This window comes from Treponema putidum (genome assembly GCF_024401155.1).
Taxonomy (GTDB): Bacteria; Spirochaetota; Spirochaetia; order Treponematales; family Treponemataceae; genus Treponema_B; species Treponema_B putidum.
Window position 1 is genome coordinate 2,290,976 of sequence record NZ_CP038804.1, and the last position, 20,911, is coordinate 2,311,886.

19 protein-coding genes are annotated in these 20,911 nt (G+C 37.5%); 10 read left to right on the top strand and 9 right to left on the bottom strand.

Features of this window, described 5'->3' with window-relative positions; all coding sequences use genetic code 11:
• Positions 1–52 precede the first annotated feature (52 nt).
• From E4N74_RS10690 to E4N74_RS10715, 6 genes are read right to left on the bottom strand one after another with little or no spacing between them, the layout of a single operon-like run.
• A complete protein-coding gene (locus E4N74_RS10690; protein WP_255817608.1) occupies positions 53–1,444 on the bottom strand; it encodes a M14 family zinc carboxypeptidase in 1,392 nt (463 codons plus the stop codon).
• 17 nt (positions 1,445–1,461) lie between these two features.
• Entirely contained in the window at positions 1,462–3,045 is a 1,584-nt protein-coding gene (locus E4N74_RS10695; protein ID WP_044978080.1) for an ABC transporter substrate-binding protein, read from the bottom strand.
• A gap of 18 nt (positions 3,046–3,063) precedes the next feature.
• Entirely contained in the window at positions 3,064–4,041 is a 978-nt protein-coding gene (locus E4N74_RS10700; protein ID WP_255817624.1) for an oligopeptide/dipeptide ABC transporter ATP-binding protein, read from the bottom strand.
• Complete coding sequence (locus E4N74_RS10705) at positions 4,038–5,006, bottom strand: ABC transporter ATP-binding protein (RefSeq protein WP_255817626.1); 969 nt, start codon at positions 5,004–5,006, stop codon at positions 4,038–4,040. The genes E4N74_RS10700 and E4N74_RS10705 overlap by 4 nt, the downstream gene beginning before the upstream one ends.
• 2 nt (positions 5,007–5,008) lie before the next feature.
• Positions 5,009–5,863 (bottom strand): ABC transporter permease, encoded by an 855-nt coding sequence (locus tag E4N74_RS10710; protein ID WP_002676751.1) that lies wholly within the window; start codon positions 5,861–5,863, stop codon positions 5,009–5,011.
• A gap of 11 nt (positions 5,864–5,874) precedes the next feature.
• Positions 5,875–6,837, bottom strand: coding sequence for an ABC transporter permease (locus tag E4N74_RS10715; RefSeq protein ID WP_044978084.1), 963 nt, complete (start codon positions 6,835–6,837; stop codon positions 5,875–5,877).
• A gap of 200 nt (positions 6,838–7,037) precedes the next feature.
• On the opposite strand from E4N74_RS10715, the gene E4N74_RS10720 reads away from it, so the two are divergent.
• The 5 genes from E4N74_RS10720 to E4N74_RS10740 all read left to right on the top strand — a co-directional run bounded on the left by E4N74_RS10720 (position 7,038) and on the right by E4N74_RS10740 (position 11,540).
• Positions 7,038–7,685 carry a TetR/AcrR family transcriptional regulator gene (locus E4N74_RS10720; protein ID WP_044978085.1) on the top strand — a complete coding sequence of 216 codons (648 nt, stop codon included), beginning with the start codon at positions 7,038–7,040 and terminating at the stop codon, positions 7,683–7,685.
• Between the two features lie 140 nt (positions 7,686–7,825).
• Entirely contained in the window at positions 7,826–8,881 is a 1,056-nt protein-coding gene (locus E4N74_RS10725) for an NAD(P)-dependent alcohol dehydrogenase (RefSeq protein ID WP_044978086.1), read from the top strand.
• A gap of 101 nt (positions 8,882–8,982) precedes the next feature.
• The gene (locus tag E4N74_RS10730) at positions 8,983–9,885 is read left to right on the top strand and encodes a CobW family GTP-binding protein (RefSeq protein ID WP_255817633.1); all 903 of its coding nucleotides are present in this window, start codon (positions 8,983–8,985) and stop codon (positions 9,883–9,885) included.
• 237 nt (positions 9,886–10,122) lie between these two features.
• Positions 10,123–11,295, top strand: coding sequence for a double-cubane-cluster-containing anaerobic reductase (locus E4N74_RS10735; RefSeq protein WP_044978090.1), 1,173 nt, complete (start codon positions 10,123–10,125; stop codon positions 11,293–11,295).
• Positions 11,292–11,540 carry a putative Se/S carrier protein gene (locus tag E4N74_RS10740; protein ID WP_255817634.1) on the top strand — a complete coding sequence of 83 codons (249 nt, stop codon included), beginning with the start codon at positions 11,292–11,294 and terminating at the stop codon, positions 11,538–11,540. Before E4N74_RS10735 ends, E4N74_RS10740 begins: the two co-directional genes overlap by 4 nt.
• 81 nt (positions 11,541–11,621) lie before the next feature.
• Here E4N74_RS10740 and E4N74_RS10745 read toward each other — a convergent pair whose 3' ends face one another.
• A complete protein-coding gene (locus tag E4N74_RS10745; RefSeq protein ID WP_255817636.1) occupies positions 11,622–12,371 on the bottom strand; it encodes an acyl-CoA dehydratase activase in 750 nt (249 codons plus the stop codon).
• Positions 12,372–12,518: 147 nt separating this feature from the next.
• Between E4N74_RS10745 and E4N74_RS10750 the strand changes: the two genes are divergently transcribed.
• The 5 genes from E4N74_RS10750 to E4N74_RS10770 all read left to right on the top strand — a co-directional run bounded on the left by E4N74_RS10750 (position 12,519) and on the right by E4N74_RS10770 (position 18,174).
• Positions 12,519–13,535 carry an ABC transporter substrate-binding protein gene (locus E4N74_RS10750; protein ID WP_255817637.1) on the top strand — a complete coding sequence of 339 codons (1,017 nt, stop codon included), beginning with the start codon at positions 12,519–12,521 and terminating at the stop codon, positions 13,533–13,535.
• Between the two features lie 168 nt (positions 13,536–13,703).
• Positions 13,704–14,603 (top strand): glutamate formimidoyltransferase, encoded by a 900-nt coding sequence (gene ftcD / locus E4N74_RS10755; protein ID WP_044978098.1) that lies wholly within the window; start codon positions 13,704–13,706, stop codon positions 14,601–14,603.
• Positions 14,604–14,856: 253 nt separating this feature from the next.
• The gene (locus E4N74_RS10760) at positions 14,857–15,867 is read left to right on the top strand and encodes a thiamine ABC transporter substrate-binding protein (RefSeq protein ID WP_255817638.1); all 1,011 of its coding nucleotides are present in this window, start codon (positions 14,857–14,859) and stop codon (positions 15,865–15,867) included.
• Complete coding sequence (locus tag E4N74_RS10765; protein WP_255817639.1) at positions 15,851–17,527, top strand: ABC transporter permease; 1,677 nt, start codon at positions 15,851–15,853, stop codon at positions 17,525–17,527. The genes E4N74_RS10760 and E4N74_RS10765 overlap by 17 nt, the downstream gene beginning before the upstream one ends.
• Positions 17,528–17,541: 14 nt before the next feature.
• Positions 17,542–18,174 carry an ABC transporter ATP-binding protein gene (locus tag E4N74_RS10770; RefSeq protein WP_255805255.1) on the top strand — a complete coding sequence of 211 codons (633 nt, stop codon included), beginning with the start codon at positions 17,542–17,544 and terminating at the stop codon, positions 18,172–18,174.
• A 238-nt stretch (positions 18,175–18,412) separates the two neighbouring features.
• On the opposite strand, the gene E4N74_RS10775 is transcribed toward E4N74_RS10770, so the two are convergent.
• Positions 18,413–19,471, bottom strand: coding sequence for a Fic family protein (locus tag E4N74_RS10775; protein WP_255817640.1), 1,059 nt, complete (start codon positions 19,469–19,471; stop codon positions 18,413–18,415).
• A 113-nt stretch (positions 19,472–19,584) separates the two neighbouring features.
• Complete coding sequence (locus tag E4N74_RS10780; protein ID WP_145475314.1) at positions 19,585–20,787, bottom strand: M20 metallopeptidase family protein; 1,203 nt, start codon at positions 20,785–20,787, stop codon at positions 19,585–19,587.
• Positions 20,788–20,911 lie beyond the last annotated feature (124 nt).

Consider the following 20,911-nt stretch of genomic DNA (forward strand, 5'->3'; position numbering starts at 1 on the left):
CCTAAAAGCAATAACAAAGCAGCTTTTGGACAGTCCTCTCAAATATTTTTACCTATACGTTTTTTAAATATTCAGCAACGAGCAAGCCGCATTCCAATTGTATGGATACAAGCTTTTTGATGGGAACAACACTGTATTTAATATTGGCTTCCAATTCGTCGCTTAATACATGGAGTTTCTTTTCCGCCGCGCTAAATTCATTGGATAAAGCTTTTTCTTTTTCTTTATCTTCCTCTCTGTTCTTTTTCATTTTAAAAAGTTCAGTTTCATTGGCTCTTGTTAAAAGACCGAAGGACAGCATTTTGTAAAATTTTTTAATCCATTCATTATCAAATTTTTCTGCAACCGTAGCATTCTTTTTACTGTAATTCTCATCTTCGTAAGTCATCTTAACGGCAGCATCATAATCATCCTGTCTTCCTGTAAAAGCATCCAAGGCAAGTAAAAACGGATTATTTTTTGCCATATACTTTCTTGTCTTTTTTAAAGAATCTAAAATGAACGCTTCGCTTTCCCTGTTTTCTTCTAAAGATTTTCTCACTATCTCACCTCGGTTTTCTCCGCTGTCCGATAGGTCAATAATCTTTTCGCTATAAAAATACGGAAGTTCAGTCAGCATTGTAAAAGACTTATACTTTTCCCCGGCATAGTCTGCGCTGCATGTTCCGACCCCGATTGCTTTTGGAATATCTTTTACACCGTATTTTTCCAAGTAGTCGTAATTATCACGAATGCCGAGTTCTTTATAAATTGCTGGAGCAAAGGCTTGGCAGTAGGGGGCTTCAGGTTCTCCCAAATTTAGCGGTACATTTTGTTTTTTTGCCGCTTCTTTTAAGTCTGCATATACTTTCGGAATGTCACGTGATAAATACCAGTATACCCCTCCAAATCCTGCATTATGAAGCGAATAAATGAATCGTGGTTTAATTTTATCGATTAGATGCATCATTGCAACAGTTTCAGGAATAGAATCGGTAAATTTTAATTCCTTGTACTCTATCGGGAATGTCCAATCCACTTGCTGATGTCCGGCAGGCCTAAAAAAATTTCTTGCGTAGTTATAAAGTGTAAACGGACCCTTAAACCAGCCCTCGTTCAGTCTGGTTCCGTCGGAATCCCAAGCTTTTACAATATACCACGTGTAATCCAGTTCATCGCGCAATTTTTTATTTTCAGCCAATTCTTTTGTAAAATAATCCAACATCATAGTGCCGATGGGTTCATTCGGATGAGGGAGGCCGAAAACAAGAGCATTTTGCCTTCCTTTTCCTATTTTTAAACCTATGATCTTATCACCGTCTCTGGTCGTCCCGAATTCAAATTCCTCAACTATATCGGGATATTTTTTTGCAAGGGCCTTACTTGCCGAATTCATTTCATCGACGGTCATAAACTCTTTATAATCGGGAACCCGGTTAATAACATCTTCAAATATTTTATTCACTTTATTACCCTTCCCTATTATTTCACTTTTTCAGTAAATGTATATTCTTGCCAACCCCATTTTCCTGTTCCGTCTATAGGTAAATTTTTAAAATTCACTGAATTTGCATCGTAGGATGCAAACCCTACTATGGGAATAAAAGGTAAATCTTCGGCTAAAATTTTTTGGGCTTCTTTATAAATTGCAGCTCGTTCTTCTTTATCACCTACAGTCAAGCCTTTTTTACATAGCTCATCAAACTTTATATTGGAATACCCGCTCCAATTGTTTGATTCATCAGTACCATATCTGGAATAAAGAGCTGCCGGATCAGGCCCCATAAAGCCGCCTTGTAGTTCCAGTATAAAATCTCTATTTGCCCCTACTTTATCCGACCATGCATTATATTCAGATACGTTTACCTTTAATTCAATACCGGCTTTTGCAAGTGTTGCCTGCATTAATTTTGCAGCATCGGGATATCCTCCACCCTCAAAAACTTCTATTTGCAAACCGCGTACAAAAAATCCGTCTTTATCGGCCTTGTATCCGGCATCCTGTAAAATTTTTCTTGCGGCATCAATGTTAAATTGAGGAGATACATTTTCCGTATTGCTTACCCATTTTATAAATTGAGGATACATAGCATATTCAGGCTTTTGTACTCCGTCGAAAATTTTATCGGAAATTTCTTTTTTATTTATTGCACTTGCAATCGCCCTTCTTAAATTTACATCCTTAACTTTTTCATTCCGCATATTAAAGATAATTCTCATCGGCGACGGATATTCATTGAATACCAGTCTAAGCTGAGGATTTGCTAAAAGTTCTCTATTATTTGCTGCCGGTACATTTTCCAATACATCTATTTCTCCGTTTACGAGTGCTTGTACTGCTGTAGCACTATCGGGAATTATTGTAAAAATTACATTGTCTATTTTCGGGGCTCCCATAAAATAGTTTTTATTTGCTTCAAGTGTAACCGATTCCCCTTGTTTAAATTTTAAGAGTTTAAAGGGCCCCGAACCTATCGGCTTTTCTTTGGCTGCAATATTATCTTCCCATTCCTGTCCGTTATCAAAAATATGCTTCGGGAGAACAAATGACGCATACCAACCGAGATTTGCCACAAGCGATACATCAGGGACTTTTAATTTAAACACAACCGTCTTACTGTCTTTTACAACTATTTCGTCAATAATTTGAAGCCGTGAATATAACAAGTACGTATTTTTCTTTGCAATATAATCAAATGTGTATTTTACATCATCGGCCGTTACAGGCTTTCCGTCATGCCATTCAGCCGTGTGAAGATAAAACGTTATCTCTTTTCCATCGGGTGAAATATCCCACGATTCGGCTAAATCGGGTATAATATTTTTTGATGCGTCCAATTTGACCAACCGATTGAATATATTTTGGAAAATCGGATACCCGTTGTCATCGGGCAAGCTGTCCGGATTCCAACTCATCGGATCGCCGCCTGCTCCTACAATGAGGGTAGTTTTTTCCGTTGTTTTTCCACCGGTTCCCATTTCTGCCTCATCCTTACTGCATGAAATTACCAATACAGTAACCGTCAAGACCGCTGCCATAAGCAGCATTGCAATTCTTTTTTTCATTTTCTTCTCTCCTATTGTTTATAATTTATGACAAGCAGCAATGTGCCCTTCATACAATTTTTTAGTATCCGGATAAGAACCGAAACATTCATCCGTCGCCATAAAACACCTCGGTGCAAAATAACACATATCTTTCGGGTCAATCGGAGTTGGCGGCTCTCCTTGTATAAAAATTTTTTCGGTTTTTTCCGTAGGGTCGGACGAACCGCAGTTTGATATTAAAACTTTTGTATACGGATGTTTGGGATTTTTTATTATATCATCGGCATCTCCATATTCTACAATTCGCCCTAAGTACATAACGGCAATTTTATCCGAAATATACCGAGTTAAACTTATATCATGGCTGATAAAGACAATAGTTGCATTATATTGCTTTTTTAAATTAAGAAGTATATTTATAATATCTGCCCTAACCGATACATCCAGCATTGAAACGGGTTCATCGGCAATTATAAATTGCGGTTTTAATAGCATTGCGCGTATAATCGAAATTCTTTGTAATTGGCCGCCCGATAATTGATGTGGATACCGTTTTAAAAAATCGGCAGCAGGATGTAAGCCTCCGTTTTCCAATTCCGTTATGAGAATCTTTTTTCTTTCAGAATCATTTTCTGCAATATTGTGTATTTTTAACGGACGCAATAATATTTCTTCTATGGTATTTTTCGGTGTAAAGGAATCATACGGGTTTTGAAATATAATTTGCACTAATCTTCTAAAACCTTTAGAGTCGCTTTTCATTATCTGTTTTGTTGAAAGTCCGTCTATATATACATCACCGTCCGTCGGTTCTTCCAACCGGCTTAATATTCTTCCTAATGTAGATTTTCCGCAGCCGCTTTCGCCGATTAAACCCAAAATTTCACCTTGTTTTAATTCTAAGTTGATATTATCAAGGGCTTTAACAAATGAACGGCTCTTTGTAAATAATGATTTTCCTTTTTTTACCGGATAAAATTTTTTTATATTTTGAATACTGATAAATTCTTTCACTTTGCCGCCTCCTTGTAAAGATGACAATACACATCCCCGTCTTTAAATTCACTTTTCTGAGGTTTATGGGATTTGCATATATCCATTGCATTCTTACAACGCGGAGCAAAAATGCATCCTTTGTATTGCTGCGATAAATCGGGAATAAAGCCTTCTATAGATTTAAGCGGTTTTTTTTCTCCGTACAAGGAGGGAAAGGATTCTATAAGTGCTTTGGTATAAGGATGTTTCGGATATTTTAAAACGGTTTCCGTCGCTCCTATTTCCATTAATTCTCCTGCATACATAATCCCTACTTTATTACATGATTGCGAAACAACACTTATATCATGAGTAATCATAATACGGGTCATATTCATTTCGGCTTCGAGCTTAACTATTTCATCCAATATTTGTCCCTGTGTAACCGTGTCCAGAGCCGTCGTAGCTTCATCTAAAATTAAGAGTTTAGGCGAAAACAATAGACTGATTGCAATCGATATGCGCTGCAGCATTCCGCCGCTTAGCTCATGAGGATATAAATTATAAACACGGCTGGAAAGATTAACCAGTGAAAATAAATACAAGGCCCTCTCTTTAATTTTCTGGGACGGAGCGTCCGGATAATGTACGCGGTAAATATCTTCTATTTGTACGCTGATTCTATGTACAGGACTTAATGCATTCATTGATTTTTGAAACACGACAGAGATTTCTTTCCATCGCAGTTCGTTATATTGCCTGTCGGTTAATTCCAATAAATTTTTTTTATCGAATTCGACGCGTCCTGTAATAGCTGTACTGCGGGCGGGTAATAACTTTAAAAGCCCCATAGCTAATGTAGACTTGCCGGAACCGGATTCACCTACAATTCCCAGCGAGTCTCCTTGATTCAGCATAAACGAAATATCTTTTACCGCATACACGCTTTTATGTTTGTTTCTATATGTGATGTTTATTTTTTCTACATTTAAAACGGTTCCCATGTTTACCTGCCTCCGCTTGATATGTTTTTCGGGTTTAGGATGTGATTTAATCCGTCACCTAAAAGATAAAATGTAGTTACCGTTACTACGATCCCTATCCCTGCAAATGTCGATATCCACCATGCAGTTGTGATATACGGCTTTCCCTGATATATCATTTGTCCCCAAGAGATAATATTCGGATCTCCCAATCCTAAAAAAGAAAGCCCCGCTTCCGTTAAAATAGCATTGGACATTCCTACCGTAGTATTTGCAATCACAGGAAAAATGCCGTTAGGAATAATATATTTAAATAAAATTTGTCTGTTGTTTTCTCCGAGAGCTTTTGCCGACTTAACATATGTGCGTTCGCGTATTGAAAGGGCTTGAGCCCGCATTAATTTTGCATTACTCGGCCATGTTGTTATTCCGATAACTACCATGACGTTATAAATGCTGCTCCCAAAAAGAGCTATAATCAATAGAATCAAAAAGAAGGTGGGGAGCATCATAAAAATATTTATACATTCGGATATTATTTGATCTACCTTGCCTCCAAAAAACCCTGCTATCCCTCCGATTATTACACCTAATATCCCCGATATTAAGGCTGAAATGATAGCAACTTTTAATGATGTCGCTGTGCCGTAAATAATCATACTAAAAACGTCTTGCCCCATATGGTTGGTTCCTAAAATATGTCCGTTTTTTCCTAAGCCGGATAGAATATCATTCCCGTATTCATAGGGATTAAAATTTGCAATTTGAGGAGCAAACGATATTATTATCAGCAATATTAAAAGGCAGATAAGTCCCAGCCTCATTTGCTTGTCGGAATAAGCAGCTTTACAAAGTTCTCGTATTTTTTCGATTTTCATAATTCATCCCCTTAGTACCTGATTCTGGGATCTACTATTGCATACACAATATCTACAACCATCATCATAACGGCAATTGCAATGCTCATAATGAGATAAATACCCATTAAAACGGGATAATCTCTTTGATTAATGGCATTTAATACAAGCCTTCCCGTTCCCGGCCATGCAAAAACAATTTCAATAAGAGCTACACCTGTAATTAAATATGCCAACGATATGCCGAAAACGGTAATTGTAGGTAAAATTGCATTTTTAAAAATATATTTTCTAAAAATCTTTTTTTCATTCATACCCGCAGCTCTTAATGTCATAATAAAATCTTCATTTGTTACCTGTAGAACCGAAGACTTCGCAATTCGGAAATACAACGGAAGCTCTATCAAGACTAAAGTTGTTATAGGTAAAATTAAGTGGATAATCACATCTTTTACATATTTAATTCCGGAATAATCTGCTCTGGGATCGGTCATTCCGAATGTCGGCAGCCATTTTAATTTTGTAGAAAATAAAATAATCAGCATTAATGCCAGCCAAAAAGACGGTAAAGCGTTTAGAACATAGTTTATACCCGATAAGCTTACATCAATAAATCCGCCTTCTTTCCGGGCAGCTACTATTCCCATAGCAGTACCAAGAAAAAGCGATATAACAGCTGCGGTAAATACAAGAAGAATTGTTGGCCCTATTTTATCTAAAATCATTTTTGAAACGGGTTTATTGTATATAATTGAAATTCCTAAATCTCCTGTTGACATATTTTTTAAGTATCTGAAATATTGCTCATATAGGGGCTTGTTTAAGCCGTATTTTTCTTCAAGAGCTTTAGTTTGTTCAATATTATCGGTTTCTTTTCCCATCATAGTCTTAATGGGATTGCCGGGAGCAATATTGATAATGATAAAATTAATTGTAAAAACAACAATAATCGTAATAAAAGCGGAAAAACTTCTTTTTAAAATATAATTTTTCATTAAGCCCCCTGCTCATAAAAAAATCTTAAAACAATCAAATTCCTATAATGCATAGTGAACACGTTCACTTTAAGTAAAGTATATCACGGTTTTAAATACCTGTCAACAAAAAATTTTAAAAATATTGCTTTTTTTTCTAAATTATTATACAATGTTAGCTAGGTGAAACGAATATAAAATTATTGGAGAAATTCAAAAAAATGCCTAAATACACCTTTTTAAAATTACCCGATGAACGAAAAAATAAATTTCGCAAAATTATATATAATATGTTTATAAAAAAAGATTATGAATCTATTTCGATAAGGAATTTGGTAAAAGAAATGGATATATCAATAGGAAGTTTTTATAAATATTTTGATGATAAAGCGGAAATGTACCTATTCTTCTTCTCTGAAATAGAAAAAAAAATTTTTGAAGAGGAAAAAAGGCGGAATGCTTCTTTTTTTTATCCGACAGAACCGCTTGATTTGAATGAAATTTTGACACAGGAAGAAATAGACTTCAGTTCTTCCTGGCTTAAGGTACCCGAAGACGTATTGTATAAATTTTATTTTAGAGGGCATGCAAAGCAGCTTTACCGTTCGGTACTTGATGAACTTTCAGAAATGCAGCAAAAGGCTCAGCTTAATCCGCATATTACTGCAAATATAGCATACCATATAATAATTACCTCAATGTTCAGTTTTATGCTATACATACGAGAAAATAAAATCACAGATAAAAAAGACTTCTTTAGTAGAAAAACAACCTATTATCAAACGGTAATTTTACCGGGTATATTATCTGAAAAATACTACAAACAAAAATATTCTAAAGATGCAATAAAAAACGAGATTATTTTATAAGAAGCAATGTTTTAAAATTTTATATTTTGGTTACTTTATTATCGATAAAAAAATATAAATATATTGACAAAAATAAAATTTTATTATATCTTTATTTATAGATAATAAATTATCTATAAATATTTTAATAGGAGGCCTCTATGAAAGGTTTTGCAATGATTAAGATGGGGGAAACCGGATGGATTGAAAAAGAAACTCCTGTCTGCGGCCCTCTTGATGCAATTTGTAAGCCCCTTGCACTTGCTCCGTGTACTTCTGACGTACACACCGTTTGGGAGGGAGCTATAGGTGAGCGGCATAACATGATTTTAGGGCATGAGGGCTGCGGGGAGATTGTTGAAGTTGGATCCCTCGTAAAAGACTTTAAACCCGGCGACAAGGTCCTTGTTCCTGCCATTACTCCCGATTGGAATTCGTTGGAAGCACAAAACGGATATTCAATGCACTCCGGAGGGATGCTTGCGGGTTGGAAGTTTTCAAATTTCAAAGACGGCGTATTCGGCGAGTATTTTCATGTAAATGATGCCGACGGCAATCTTGCCATCATCCCTGACGGAGTTAAAATTGAGCATGCCCCGATGCTCTCAGATATGGTACCTACAGGCTTTCACGGAGCCGAATTGGCTGATATACAATACGGAGATTCCGTACTTATTATCGGCATAGGCCCAGTAGGACTTATGTCTGTTGCCGGTGCCGCTTTGAGAGGAGCATCCCGCATCTATGCAGTAGGCACACGCCCTGCTTGCATCGAAGCTGCAAAATTTTATGGTGCAACTGATATTATCAGCTACAAAAACGGACCCATTGATACACAAATCAATGATCTCACACACGGCAAAGGAGTGGATAAAGTAATAATTGCCGGAGGTACCGTTGATACGTTTGCAGAAGCCGTAAAAGCCCTTAAACCCGGCGGCAAGATAGGAAATGTAAATTATCTTGGTTCCGGTGTATCCATTAAAATTCCCCGTGTTGAATGGGGTGTCGGTATGGGACACAAGCAAATTAACGGAGGTTTGATGCCCGGAGGAAGGCTGCGCATGGAAAAACTGAGCAGCCTTGTATCGGTTGGTAAACTCGACCTTTCAAAGCTCATCACACATAAATTCCAAGGCTTTGAAAATGTTGAAAAAGCTCTTTACCTTATGAAAGATAAACCGGCAGATCTTATAAAACCTGTAGTTATTATCTAAAACAATTCTTGAATTTTTATTAAAAGGCTGCCAAGCAAAAGGCGGGCAGCCTTTTTTAACACAAAATAAATGAGATGCTTAAAAAATGGGAATAAAATTATATGAAAATTTTAGTTATATCAGGTTTTCTAGGAGCAGGTAAAACAACTTTTATTCAAAAACTCGCGGAAAAATCAAAAAAAAATTTTGCCGTAATGGAAAATGAGTACGGCATAACGGGAATCGACGGAAATATTTTAAAACAAGATAGATTAAAAGTTTGGGAATTAACTGAGGGCTGTATTTGTTGCTCTCTGCAATCGGATTTTGCTTCTTCAATTTTAACTATTGCAAATACTACAGACCTCGACTATTTGGTAGTTGAACCCACAGGAGTCGGACTTTTAAGTGCAGTAATACATAATATTTCTAAAATAGAATATGAACGTATACGGCTTTTGGAACCTATAACCATTGTGGATGTTCATTGTGTTGACAATTATTTAAAAGAATTCGGAGACTTATATACAGACCAAATTAAAAACGCTCCGCATATCATTCTTTCGAAGACGGAAAACACTTCAGGAAACGAGCTCAATCGTATTATTACAATTTTAAAAGAATTAAACCCTAAAGCTCAAATTACTTCTGAACCTTATAATGCTCAAAAACCGGAGTGGTGGAAAAAATTCTTTGAAAACTTATACAATAAAAATAAAGCAGCTCAGCCGCTTATACCCGTTAATAAGCACGGCTTGGAAAACGTAGGACTCACCGATATTAAAATAAATAGTGTAAACGAATTATTGGAATTACTTGTTGCCCTTATGCAAGGTTTTTTGGGAACGGTTTACAGGGTAAAAGGTTATGTATCTATAGGCGGACAATGGACTAAATTTGATGTGGTCAACAAACAATATAATGTTAGCCTTTGTAATAAGATGCCCGAATCCAAGGTTATAGTCATAGGCCGTAATTTAGAAAAAAATCGACTCAAAGCAGCTTTTAATGTAAAAGTAAAATAGATCTATTGACTATTTTGCAATATCATATTTAATAGATTAGAATGCAAAAAAGCAAAGTTATACGATAAAGACAAAAAATGTTAAATGCAGCCTCTAAAAAATGAAGTTTTTTAGAGGTGTTCTGCTATTTTTCCCAACTACATATTTTCTCACCTACTTGTAATTTTTTTTAATAAATACTAACATATTATAATAAATATAGAGTAATTAAATCTAAACTATTTTTGGAGAATGATTATGAACAATCTGCCTAAAGGATTTGACAGCTTGGCTGAAGCTCAACAGAAAAAATTTTTAGCTTTAAAAAATTTAAAAGATGCAGGCGGCAAGGTTATCGGTCTTTACTGCTCTTATGTGCCTACCGAACTTGTATATGCAGCAGGAGCCGTTCCCGTTTCTTTATGTGCAACAAGTGAAAAACCCATAAGTGCAGCCGAGAGAGATTTACCTAAAAACCTCTGTCCTCTTATAAAGGCTTCTTACGGACATGCCATAACCGACACTTGTCCGTTTTTTTATTTTTCGGACTTTATTGTGGGAGAAACCACCTGTGACGGCAAAAAAAAGATGTTCGAACTTTTAAACGATATAAAGCCCACCCATGTAATGCATCTGCCTCAAAATAACCTTGATCCCAAGGCTTATCCTTTTTGGGCCGATGAGGTAAAAAAGCTAAAGGAAAGAATCGAAGAATTTTATAACATAACAATAACCGAAGACGATTTAAGGCAGGCTATAAAGGACTGCAATCAGGAAAGAAGAAATCTTGTAAATTTCTTTGAACTTTCAGCCCTAGACCCTTCTCCGGTATCAGGCTTAGAACAGTTTAATGTAAAAGAAGCCTTCGGTTTTCAATACGATATACAGAAAAAAAATGAAGAAATAGTTAAACGTACAAAAGAATTAAAAGAGTATTGGGAGAAGAATTTAAAAGGTACAAGGGATGAGCGTCCGCGAATCTTAGTGACAGGCTGTCCCCTAGGCGGGGTAAAAGAGAAAATATTAGCAAAGATTGAAGAACTCGGGGCTGTTATAGTAGGCTATGACAGCTGCTCAGGTCTGCGCACTCACATGGAATTTGTAGATGAAGATCCTGCAAGAGACCCAATTGAAGCTATTGCCGAAAAATATCTTAAAACAAACTGCTCCGTTATGAGCCCTAACCCCGGAAGACTTAAAGATTTGGACTATCTTATAGATCACTATAAGGCCGATGCGGTAATCGAATGCACCTTGGTTGCCTGCCACACCTTCAACCTTGAAGCTCACACAATCGGAAAACACATTATGCAAAAGGGCCTTCCCTATATTCACATAGAGTCGGATTATTCCCAAGAAGATGCAGGACAATTTGCAACAAGGCTTGAAGCCTTTTTGGAAGTTGTTTCAGAAAGGAAAAAATTAAAATGAATTATATAATTACCTTTGCAACTACAACAGCTGCTATTCAATGCGACTCAATTATAAAGACAAACCCTATAAATGCAAGGCTTATTCCCATACCTTCATTTTTAAAAGCCGGCTGCGGCTTTGCCTGTTTTTTTCAAAATATAAAAAAGAACGAAGTTGAAAACTGGATAAGCACAAACGGCATCAGCTGCGAGGAGTTGATTGAAGTAAGATATGAAAACGGAGTTATAAGTCCTGCTGCATAAAAAAACGCCGTACAAGAATTATCTTTTCGGCAGCTTCAACATAGGCCTCACGTCTAAGATTCTCCAAAAACGAAATATCTATCATGATAATATACAGGCTCCTATTGCTCCGGCAAAGGCCCCCAAGTCATCGGATAAAACGGGGGCTTCAAGTTTTTTTGAGATTTCTTCTATTATGTAGGCATTTGAACTAAAACCTCCGGTCAGAAAATATATATCGGAGCGAGGCTTTCTGTTTGCTAATGAAACTACTTTTGAAACTATTTGGTTGATAACTCCCCTTGCAATATCTTCGCGGGGAGTTCCCTTTCCCATGAGGGAGGTTACTTCAGATTCGGCAAAGACGGTACAGACGGAAGAAAGGTTTAAGTCCTTTCCCCTTACTGCGTACTCGCTTATTTCCTGTAAGCTCAAGCCCAGCCTGTTTGCCATTAATTCCAAAAATTTACCTGTACCGGCCGAACACTTATCGTTCATGATAAAGTCAATTACAAGCCCGTCCTTTACAAGAATGACTTTTGTATCCTGCCCGCCGATATCGATTACGGTTACATCTTTTTTTGCCAAAAAGTGAGCACCCTTTCCATGACAGGAAATTTCGGTTAGGGTTTTGTCTGCAAAAGGAACGCTTACTCTTCCGTAGCCTGTAGCGGTTATTTTAAAATCATTATTTTGCAAGGTCTCCTTTACCCAGTCTAAGACAGCCTCTCCCGTTTCCTTGCTGTTCCATCCGCTAGGTATACGATTTTTATAAAGGATGTTTTTTTTATTTTCATCCATTATAACGGTTTTGGTTGCCGTTGAGCCGATGTCTATTCCTATGTAGTGCATACTCCTCTCCGTGTATTGCCTATAATGTTTCATAAAGAATAAAAAGTCAATAGATATATTATGAATTTTATAAATTTATTAAAAATTATATTGACTCTTTTGTCCTTTCAGTGTATCTTGGCTGTAAGTATTTTTATGGAGGACAAAATGAAAAAGATTATTTTTTCTGCATTATTTTTATTGATTGCAAGTACCTTTGTATTTGCAGCCGGTTCTTCCGAAAAAGAATCAAAGGATCTTTCAGGAAAAACATTAAATGTGGTTGCAACAAGCGCTTATAAAGAGCTCTTTGACGCATTTACGGCAAAGACAAATGTAAAAGTTGAATTTCTTTCGATGTCGAGCGGAGAAGTTTTGGCAAGAACAAGAGCCGAGGGCAAACCTATTTACGATGTCTGGTTCGGAGGCGGAATTGATGCCTTTATGTCAGCAAAGGAAGAGGGCTTTTTAGAAAACTATGTTTCTCCCAACTCAAAGGATATTCCTGTCCAATATAAGGACTCTGACGGAGCTTGGATTGCAAAAGGAATTACCGTTGTAGGCTTTATCGGAAACAAGGATGTCTTGGCCGAGAAAAAACTTCCCATGCCAAAAACATGGGCAGAGCTGGCCGACCCTAAATACAAGGGAGAAGTTATTATGAGCGACCCTGCAATTTCGGGTACAAACTACGGAGCGGTAAAAGGCTTACTCGATCTTTTCGGCGAAGAAAAAGGCTGGGCTTATTGGGAAAAAATAAACGCAAATATTCCTTTTTTGGGAAAGAGAGGAAAGGATCCGCAAGAAAAAACAGCTCAGGGTGAATTTGCAGTTGGCATTATTCCTGCAGATGAAAAAGCTTTTAAACTTGCAGACGATAAAAACCTAATTGTAGTATATCCCGAAGACGGAATCCCATGGGTACCGGAAGGAACTGCAATCTTTAAATCATGTCCGAATCTTGATGCGGCAAAGGCTTTTATCGATTTTATGCTTACAAAAGAGGGTCAAGAAATTATTGCAAGACATGACGGAAAAGATGCCGCCCAACTTGTAAAACCGGGTGTTAAGGGGCTTTCATTAGGCTTGCCGAAAGATAAGCTTATAAAGGAAGATTTAAGCAGCTTCGGAAAAGACAGGCAAAGAATCTTAGATAAATTTGCTTCGTTAAGACCGAAAAATTAAAAGCTTTATTAAAAAACAAAGGGTACTGATTGATTTACGTAAACTTTGAATAAGTCAATCAGTGCTTAATTTTTGTATTATAAACCATTAATAAATCATTTTTATCTTGCCTAAGATTTTTTTTTATGTTACACTTGCACGAAGAGTTCAATGTCTTAGGAGTTTGTTATGATGAACAAAATAATTGAATGTGTTCCTAACTTTAGTAACGGCCGCGATCCTGAAGTTTTGGAAAAGATTATAGCCCCTTTTCGCGGAAAAAAAAATGTAAAACTGCTTGATTATGAATCAGACAAGGATCATAACCGTTCCGTTGTAACCGTAATAGGTGAACCCGAAGAGCTTAAAAAAACCGTAGTGGAAGCTATCGGAATAGCCGCAAGTCTTATCGACCTACGCAAACACGAAGGGGCGCACCCCAGAATGGGTGCGACCGATGTTGTCCCATTTATTCCGATTAAAAATTCCACAATGGAAGAATGTATCGAATTATCTAAGGAGGTAGGAAGGCTCATCTGGGAGAAGCACAAGATTCCCGTATTCTTATACGAAAAATCGGCATCTGCTCCTGCACGTGAAAACCTTTCCAATATCAGAAAAGGTCAGTTTGAAGGAATGTCCGAAAAGGTAAAGCAGCCTGAATGGAAGCCCGACTTCGGCGGAACCGAGATTCATCCTTCTGCAGGTGTTACAGCAGTCGGCTGCCGAATGCCCCTTGTTGCTTTTAACGTAAACTTGGCTACAAGCGATCTTTCGATTGCGGACAAAATTGCTAAAAAAGTTAGGTACATAGGCGGAGGCTTACGCTTTGTAAAAGCAATGGGCGTAGATCTTACAGAGCGAGGGATCGTTCAAGTTTCAATGAACATGACCGACTACACAAAAACGTCTCTTTACCAATCCTATGAAATGGTAAAGATGGAAGCAAAACGCTATGGCGTAAATGTCGTAGGCACCGAAATTGTCGGCCTTACCCCGATGGCCGCCTTAATGGATGTTGCTTCTTATTATCTCCAAATCGAAAACTTCGAATTCAGTCAAATCATTGAGGCAAGATTATTAGAATAGGTTTGATATAATGACTTAAAAACAAATTATCGGATAAAACCGATAATTTGTTTTTTAACTTTGTTGCCTTATTTATTTCTACGTGCATTTTTTATTTTTTGATATATTTGTTTACATGCTATTGAATTCTTTTTTTCCTTATGTTAAACTCACTTCTGCCGGGGTGCTTTTACAAGCTGAGAACATACCCGCAAAGGGCTGTCCGCACGGATGCCCTATTACCTGATCCGGATAATACCGGCGGAGGGAGCTTATGAAAAATCATTTACGCTCTATTTTAATTTTCTCTTTTTTAATCATAGGTTGTGCCGCTCTTTTTGCAGGCGGTGCAAAAGAATCTGACGGAACAAAGGTCGTAGTTTACACAACAAAATCCTTCGCTGCCGACTACGGGCCGGGTCCGAAAATTGCCGAGCTCTTTAAGGCAAAAACGGGCAAGGAAGTTGAATACGTTATCTGCAAAGAAGGCGTTTTAAACAGGGCCATACTTGAAGGCAAGGCTTCTACAGCGGATGTCCTCATAGGTATAGATAACCACCTTATCGAAAAGGCACGCAAGGCAAAAGTTTTAAAAGCCTACAAACCTACGGCCGCAGACAAGATAGATTCAGGTGTTCTTATTGCCGATGACTGGCTTTTGACTCCATTTGACTACGGTTATTTTGCCTTTATGTTCGATACAAAGGCCAAAATCAAAAAGCCCTCATCTTTAAAGGAACTAACCGATTCGGTTTATGCAAAAAAGATTGTTATTTTGGATCCGAGTTCGAGTACAACAGGTCTGGGTTTAGTCTCGTGGACAAAGGCCGTTTTTGGCGATAAGTATCTTGAGTTTTGGAAGGCTCTCAAGCCGAACATCTTCGCAATGGCTCCCAAGTGGAGCACGGGTTACGGCTATTTTACAACCGGAGAAGCTCCCATAGCCATCTCTTACACAAGCAGCCTCGCTTCCCATGTTTTATATGACAAAACAGACCGCTTTCAACCACTGATTTTTGAAGAAGGACATATTATTCAAATTGAAGGTATGGGTATTGCCGCCAATGCAGCTCATACTAAAGGAGCAAAGGAATTTATAGACTTTATGCTGACGGAAGAAGCTCAAAGCCTTCTTCCCGAAACACAGTTTATGTATCCAGTTATCAAGGGGCTTGCCCTTCCTGCTTCTTATAAGGATGTTCCCAAACCTGCAAAAGTTTTGCGTATTCCTTCAGAAGATCAAACCGAATCGGTAAATGCCGTAATCAATGTTTTACAAAAATAAACGGCAAGGCCGAGAAACTCGACATGACCGACTTTCTCGGCCGAGCGGCCTATCAAAGGTAGGCTGCCTTGTTTTACCACTCGGCGGCCTTATCTTTTTTCTTGTTCTGCTTTCTTTTTTTCTTCCGCTGATTTTAAGCTTTGTTCCCTTATTTTCTTCACGCTTTGACTTTTCGCATATTACGGGAGTAAAAAGCTCTTTTGATTTTTCGCAAGTTTTTAGGATTGCAGCCTTTACGGTTTCTCAGGCCTTTTTTTCCGCAGCTCTTGCCTGTGCGGTAGGCTTTGCTGCTGCTTATTTTTGTGCAAGAAAAAACTTTCGGGGTAGAAAATTTTTAATGGCTCTGTCGAGCGTCCCCCTCTGCGTACCTGCAATAATTGTTGCCCTTTCCTTTATAATATTTTTCGGGAATAACGGAATCCTCAATTCTTTTTTAAAGAGCTTATTAAACCAAGAAGAACCGCCTATCAATTTTATTTTTTCGATGGCGGGAGTAGTTATAATCCACGGCTTTTATAACTTTCCTCTTGCTATGAAAACAATCTCTCAAGTTTGGGAACGCTTAAGCGAAGATGAACCTAATGCAGCTATCCTTTTAGGGGCAAGTAAATTTAGAATCTTTAAAACCATAACCTTTCCGGCTCTTTTAAATTCGATAGCCGTTTCCTTTTTGTTAATCTTCCTTTTTTGCTTTTTTAGTTTTATAATAATCCTTCTTTTCGGAGGCCTTGCCCTTACTACCTTAGAGGTAGAACTTTATAAGGCAGCCCGCACAAAATTGGATATGAACCTTGCCGCAAAGATAGCCCTCACAGAAATATCTGCGGCCTTAATTTTAATCCTCATCTATTCTAACCTGCAAAAAAAGATGAGGGTACAAAACGAAAACCTAAAGGGAATAAGGGAGCGCACCTCAATAAAAGGCTTTGGACAAAAAGCTTTTTTTAGCTTTACGATTTTTATAATTATTCTTTTTTTAATAGCGCCATTGTTTTCTATCTTTTTACATTCTACATATAATGTAAATTATACTTCTATCTTTAACAAATTCTTTTATTTTAAGGCATGGAAAAATATTTTTTTATCCCGAACTTTTTGGACTGCTCTTTGGACAAGCATAAGAATCGGAGCACTTACGGCCATTGTAAGCCTTGCATCTTCTTTATTCTTTGCGTATATTACCGTTTTTTATAACCGGAGAAAAATATACGCGATTCCCTATCTGCCCTTGGCAGTTTCCTCTGTAATGCTGGGCTTCGGCTGGCTATTATTAAGGCCTAACGGAACGGAACTCATTTTAATCTTTGCACAAAGCTCCCTTGCATGGCCCTTTGCGTGGACTCAAATACAGACCTCGCTTTTACGCATTCCTCAAAATATTATCAATGCGGCAGTCTTGCTTTCACCGGATAAAAAAACGGCCTTTTTTAAGGTGATAGTACCTCTATGCAAGAAGGGCATCTTTTCCGCCTTGGCCTTTGTCTTTGCCATAAGTGCGGGAGATGCATCCTTACCCATAGTTTTAAACATCCCGCACTTTAATAACCTTGCCCTGCTGATATTCGATTATGCTTCCTCATACCGATTTGTAGAATCTTCTGCGGTTGCAGTTGTCTTAAGCCTTATAACCGGCTTTGTTTTCTTTTTACAGGAAAAATAAATTTGGAGAACCTCATGGAAAAAGAAAAACCGTTTTTACAGCTTAAAAACATAAAAAAACATTTTACAGAAAAAGACATTTCCATTTCTTTTGAATTAAAAAAGGGAAAAGCCTTGGCTCTTCTCGGCCCCTCAGGCTGCGGCAAAACAACGGTTTTAAAAATAATCGCAGGACTCATTTCCCCCGATTCGGGAGAACTTATCTTGGACGGAAAAGATATCAGCCGCACACCTCCCGGAAAACGCGGAATCGGAATGGTCTTTCAGGACTATGCCCTCTTTCCTCATCTTAATGTTGAAGAAAACATCTTTTATGGTCTGGTCTCCCAAGGTATGTCCAAAAAAGAAGCCCGCAAAGCCATTGCCCCCCTTGTTGAGCTTTTTCATTTAGAGGCCTTACAAAAACGCAAAACCGACCTTCTTTCGGGCGGAGAAAAACAAAGGGTTTCTCTTGCACGGAGCCTTGCAGTAAAGCCATCTCTCATCCTCTTTGATGAACCTCTCTCGGCCCTGGATGCAGACCTACGCCTGCACTTGCGCAAAGAATTAAGAGTCAAGCAGGAGAGCTTGGGCTACACAGCCGTTTACGTTACCCACGACAAAGAAGAAGCAGCAGCTCTTGCCGATGAGGTGCTTTACATGGGATAGAGCCTAGTCTCCGTATTCAAGTAAAAAATCTATTATGTTTTTGTGGATAATTCCATCTTGACTAAAATCTATGGAATTTTTTGTCGATTTTAAGCACCTTTTTTCCCGCAGTATCGTAGCGGGGCACCTGAATTTGAACCTGTCAGATAAATATCACAGTCCAAATCAACCCGCAGACCATCTCGATTATAATCGATAAAATAAGATATTTTTATTATAATTTCGACTATAATCGAAATTATAGGATAGGTTTATTTCTTATATATTTTGAAAATCGGCCGCTGCCGATAATTTTGATTAATCCTTCCCGTAACATAGTGCCTAAGGCTGCCTCAACAGTTGTAGGGCTAATATCGGGATGAATTTTGCATATTTCCGATTTTGAAATTGGGGTAAGACTATTTAGAACACAGGCTTCAACTCTGGCCGTTTTTGTAATTTTTTTTCCGTGAAGAACGGCAAACCTCTTATCAAGTTCTTTATAACATCGGTAAAGGGTGGACAAAAAGTTTTCGATAAAGGGGATATAGTCATTTTTATTTTCATGCCAATAATATGAAGATTTTTTTAGAGAATCATAATAGTAGGATTTATAATTATTTATCTGCTCCTCAAAAGAAACATATTTACCTGTATCATATCCGTTTTTATATAACAAAAGTAAGGATAATAGCCTTGACATTCTTCCGTTTCCATCCTTAAAAGGGTGAATGCATAAAAAATCAAGAATGACACATGGTATCAATAATAACTGATTAATACCGCTGTCATCCCGTGCAGAAAGATAAGCAAGCTCCAATTGTTCCATTGCCATAGGTGTTTCTTCAGCAGATATAGGCTGAAATCTGATTTTCCTATTGCCCTCTGCATCTACTTCAATTATAGAATTATTAGAAGTTTTAAACCGGCAGCCGTATTCATATCCTGCCGAAGACATTAAAATTTTATGAATATCCAAAATATCTTTAACCGTAAAATCAATATTTTCATAGGCTGAATGAATAGCATCAAGAGCATCTCGATAACCTGCAATTTCAGCCTCATCATGATTAAAAGGAGCACTGTTTTGATTTACAATAGCATTTATTCTTTCATCGCTTGTAACAATACCTTCGATTGCATTTGAGCTTTTAATAGACTGAATTCTTGCAACTGCTTCAAGTTCAGTAAAAACTTTTAGATAATCTTGTTTTCTGTGTTTTGCCTCATTTTTAAGCTCTGCAATTCCTGAAGAAATATTCAAAAGCCCAGCCGGAAGCAAAGCATTTTTTAAAAAAGAATAATCGAATTTTCTCATAAGCCGCCTTTCTGCATAAAAATTATACATTTTTATGCAGATAAGTCAAGTGTTTCTGCATAAAAATCATCAATTTATATGTAGATAGACAAAAAAGTGTAATCGTATATTCTTCATTTCAGATTTTCAAAATCTAAATATTTTAAAACGGCGGCCAGTACAGCCGAGGTTCCTTTATAAAATAAACTTTCATCTACATCAAACTTATCCGAGTGATGAGGATAAATTTGTCCGCCGCCATGAATAACGGGATTGGATAAAACAAAAAAAGTACCGGGAGCTTTTTGCAAAAAATATGCCATATCTTCACCGGCCATTGTAGGTACCGTAATTTCGTGGATAACATCTTCTCCCAAAATTTCTTTTGTACTTTCAATAAAAAATTCCGTAAAACCTTTATCATTTATTAAAACAGGATATCTAAAATCATAAACCGTTTTTGCTTCTGCCCTGTAAGATTTTGAAATACCTGAAGCAAGTTCTTCAATTCTTTTTGCAATGAAGCTGCGCTCGCTTTCATCCGTAGCACGTACCGTTCCTTCAATAAAAACCTCATCGGGGATTATATTGAAAGCGGTACCTCCATGTATTTGTCCTACAGTAATCAAGGCATGAGAAGTAGGCGGAAGCTCACGGCTTATTATTTTTTGCAAGCCCGAAACTATTTCACAAGCTATAGGAACAGGATCCGCCGAAAGATGGGGATAAGCTCCATGAGCTCCACGCCCCTTTATGATTATCTTGAATTTATCAGCTGCAGCAAAAAAAGGCCCCTTACATGCACCAATCTTTCCTTTTTCAACGCCCGGATAAATATAACCTTCATGAAGACCTATTACGGCATCAACCTTCGGATTCTCCATACAGCCTTCTTCAATCATAGGAAGGGCTCCTCCGGGATATTCTTCTCCCGGCTGGAAGAGAATTTTAACAGAGCCTTTAAATTCCGATGACAGTTCTTTGAGCACCATACAAGCTCCGAGAGCCATCGCCGTATGCCCGTCATGGCCGCAAGCATGCATACAGCCCTCATGCTTTGATGAAAAACTTAGGCCCGTATTTTCTTTTATCGGCAAGGCATCCATATCAGCCCTGATTGCTATACATTTACCCTTTTCTTTACCCTCAATGAGTGCAACAATAGCATTACCGTCAACAAGTTTATAATATGGTATTTGCAGTTCATCAAGCTGCTTACAAACATAACTAACAGTTTTAGGCAGGGATAATTCCAGCTCCGGAATCTGATGCAAATCCCGTCTAATTTGAATAATCTTAGCTTCTTTTTGTTTAACCAAGCCAATTATATCATACATATAACTTAAAACTCCTTAATGTAAATTCTATTTTACAATTATTGCACAGTATTTTGCAAGTGTCAACACAGTATCTTTTTCTTTATTGATTTTTTTAATTTTTTCCTTTATACTCAATGAGTGG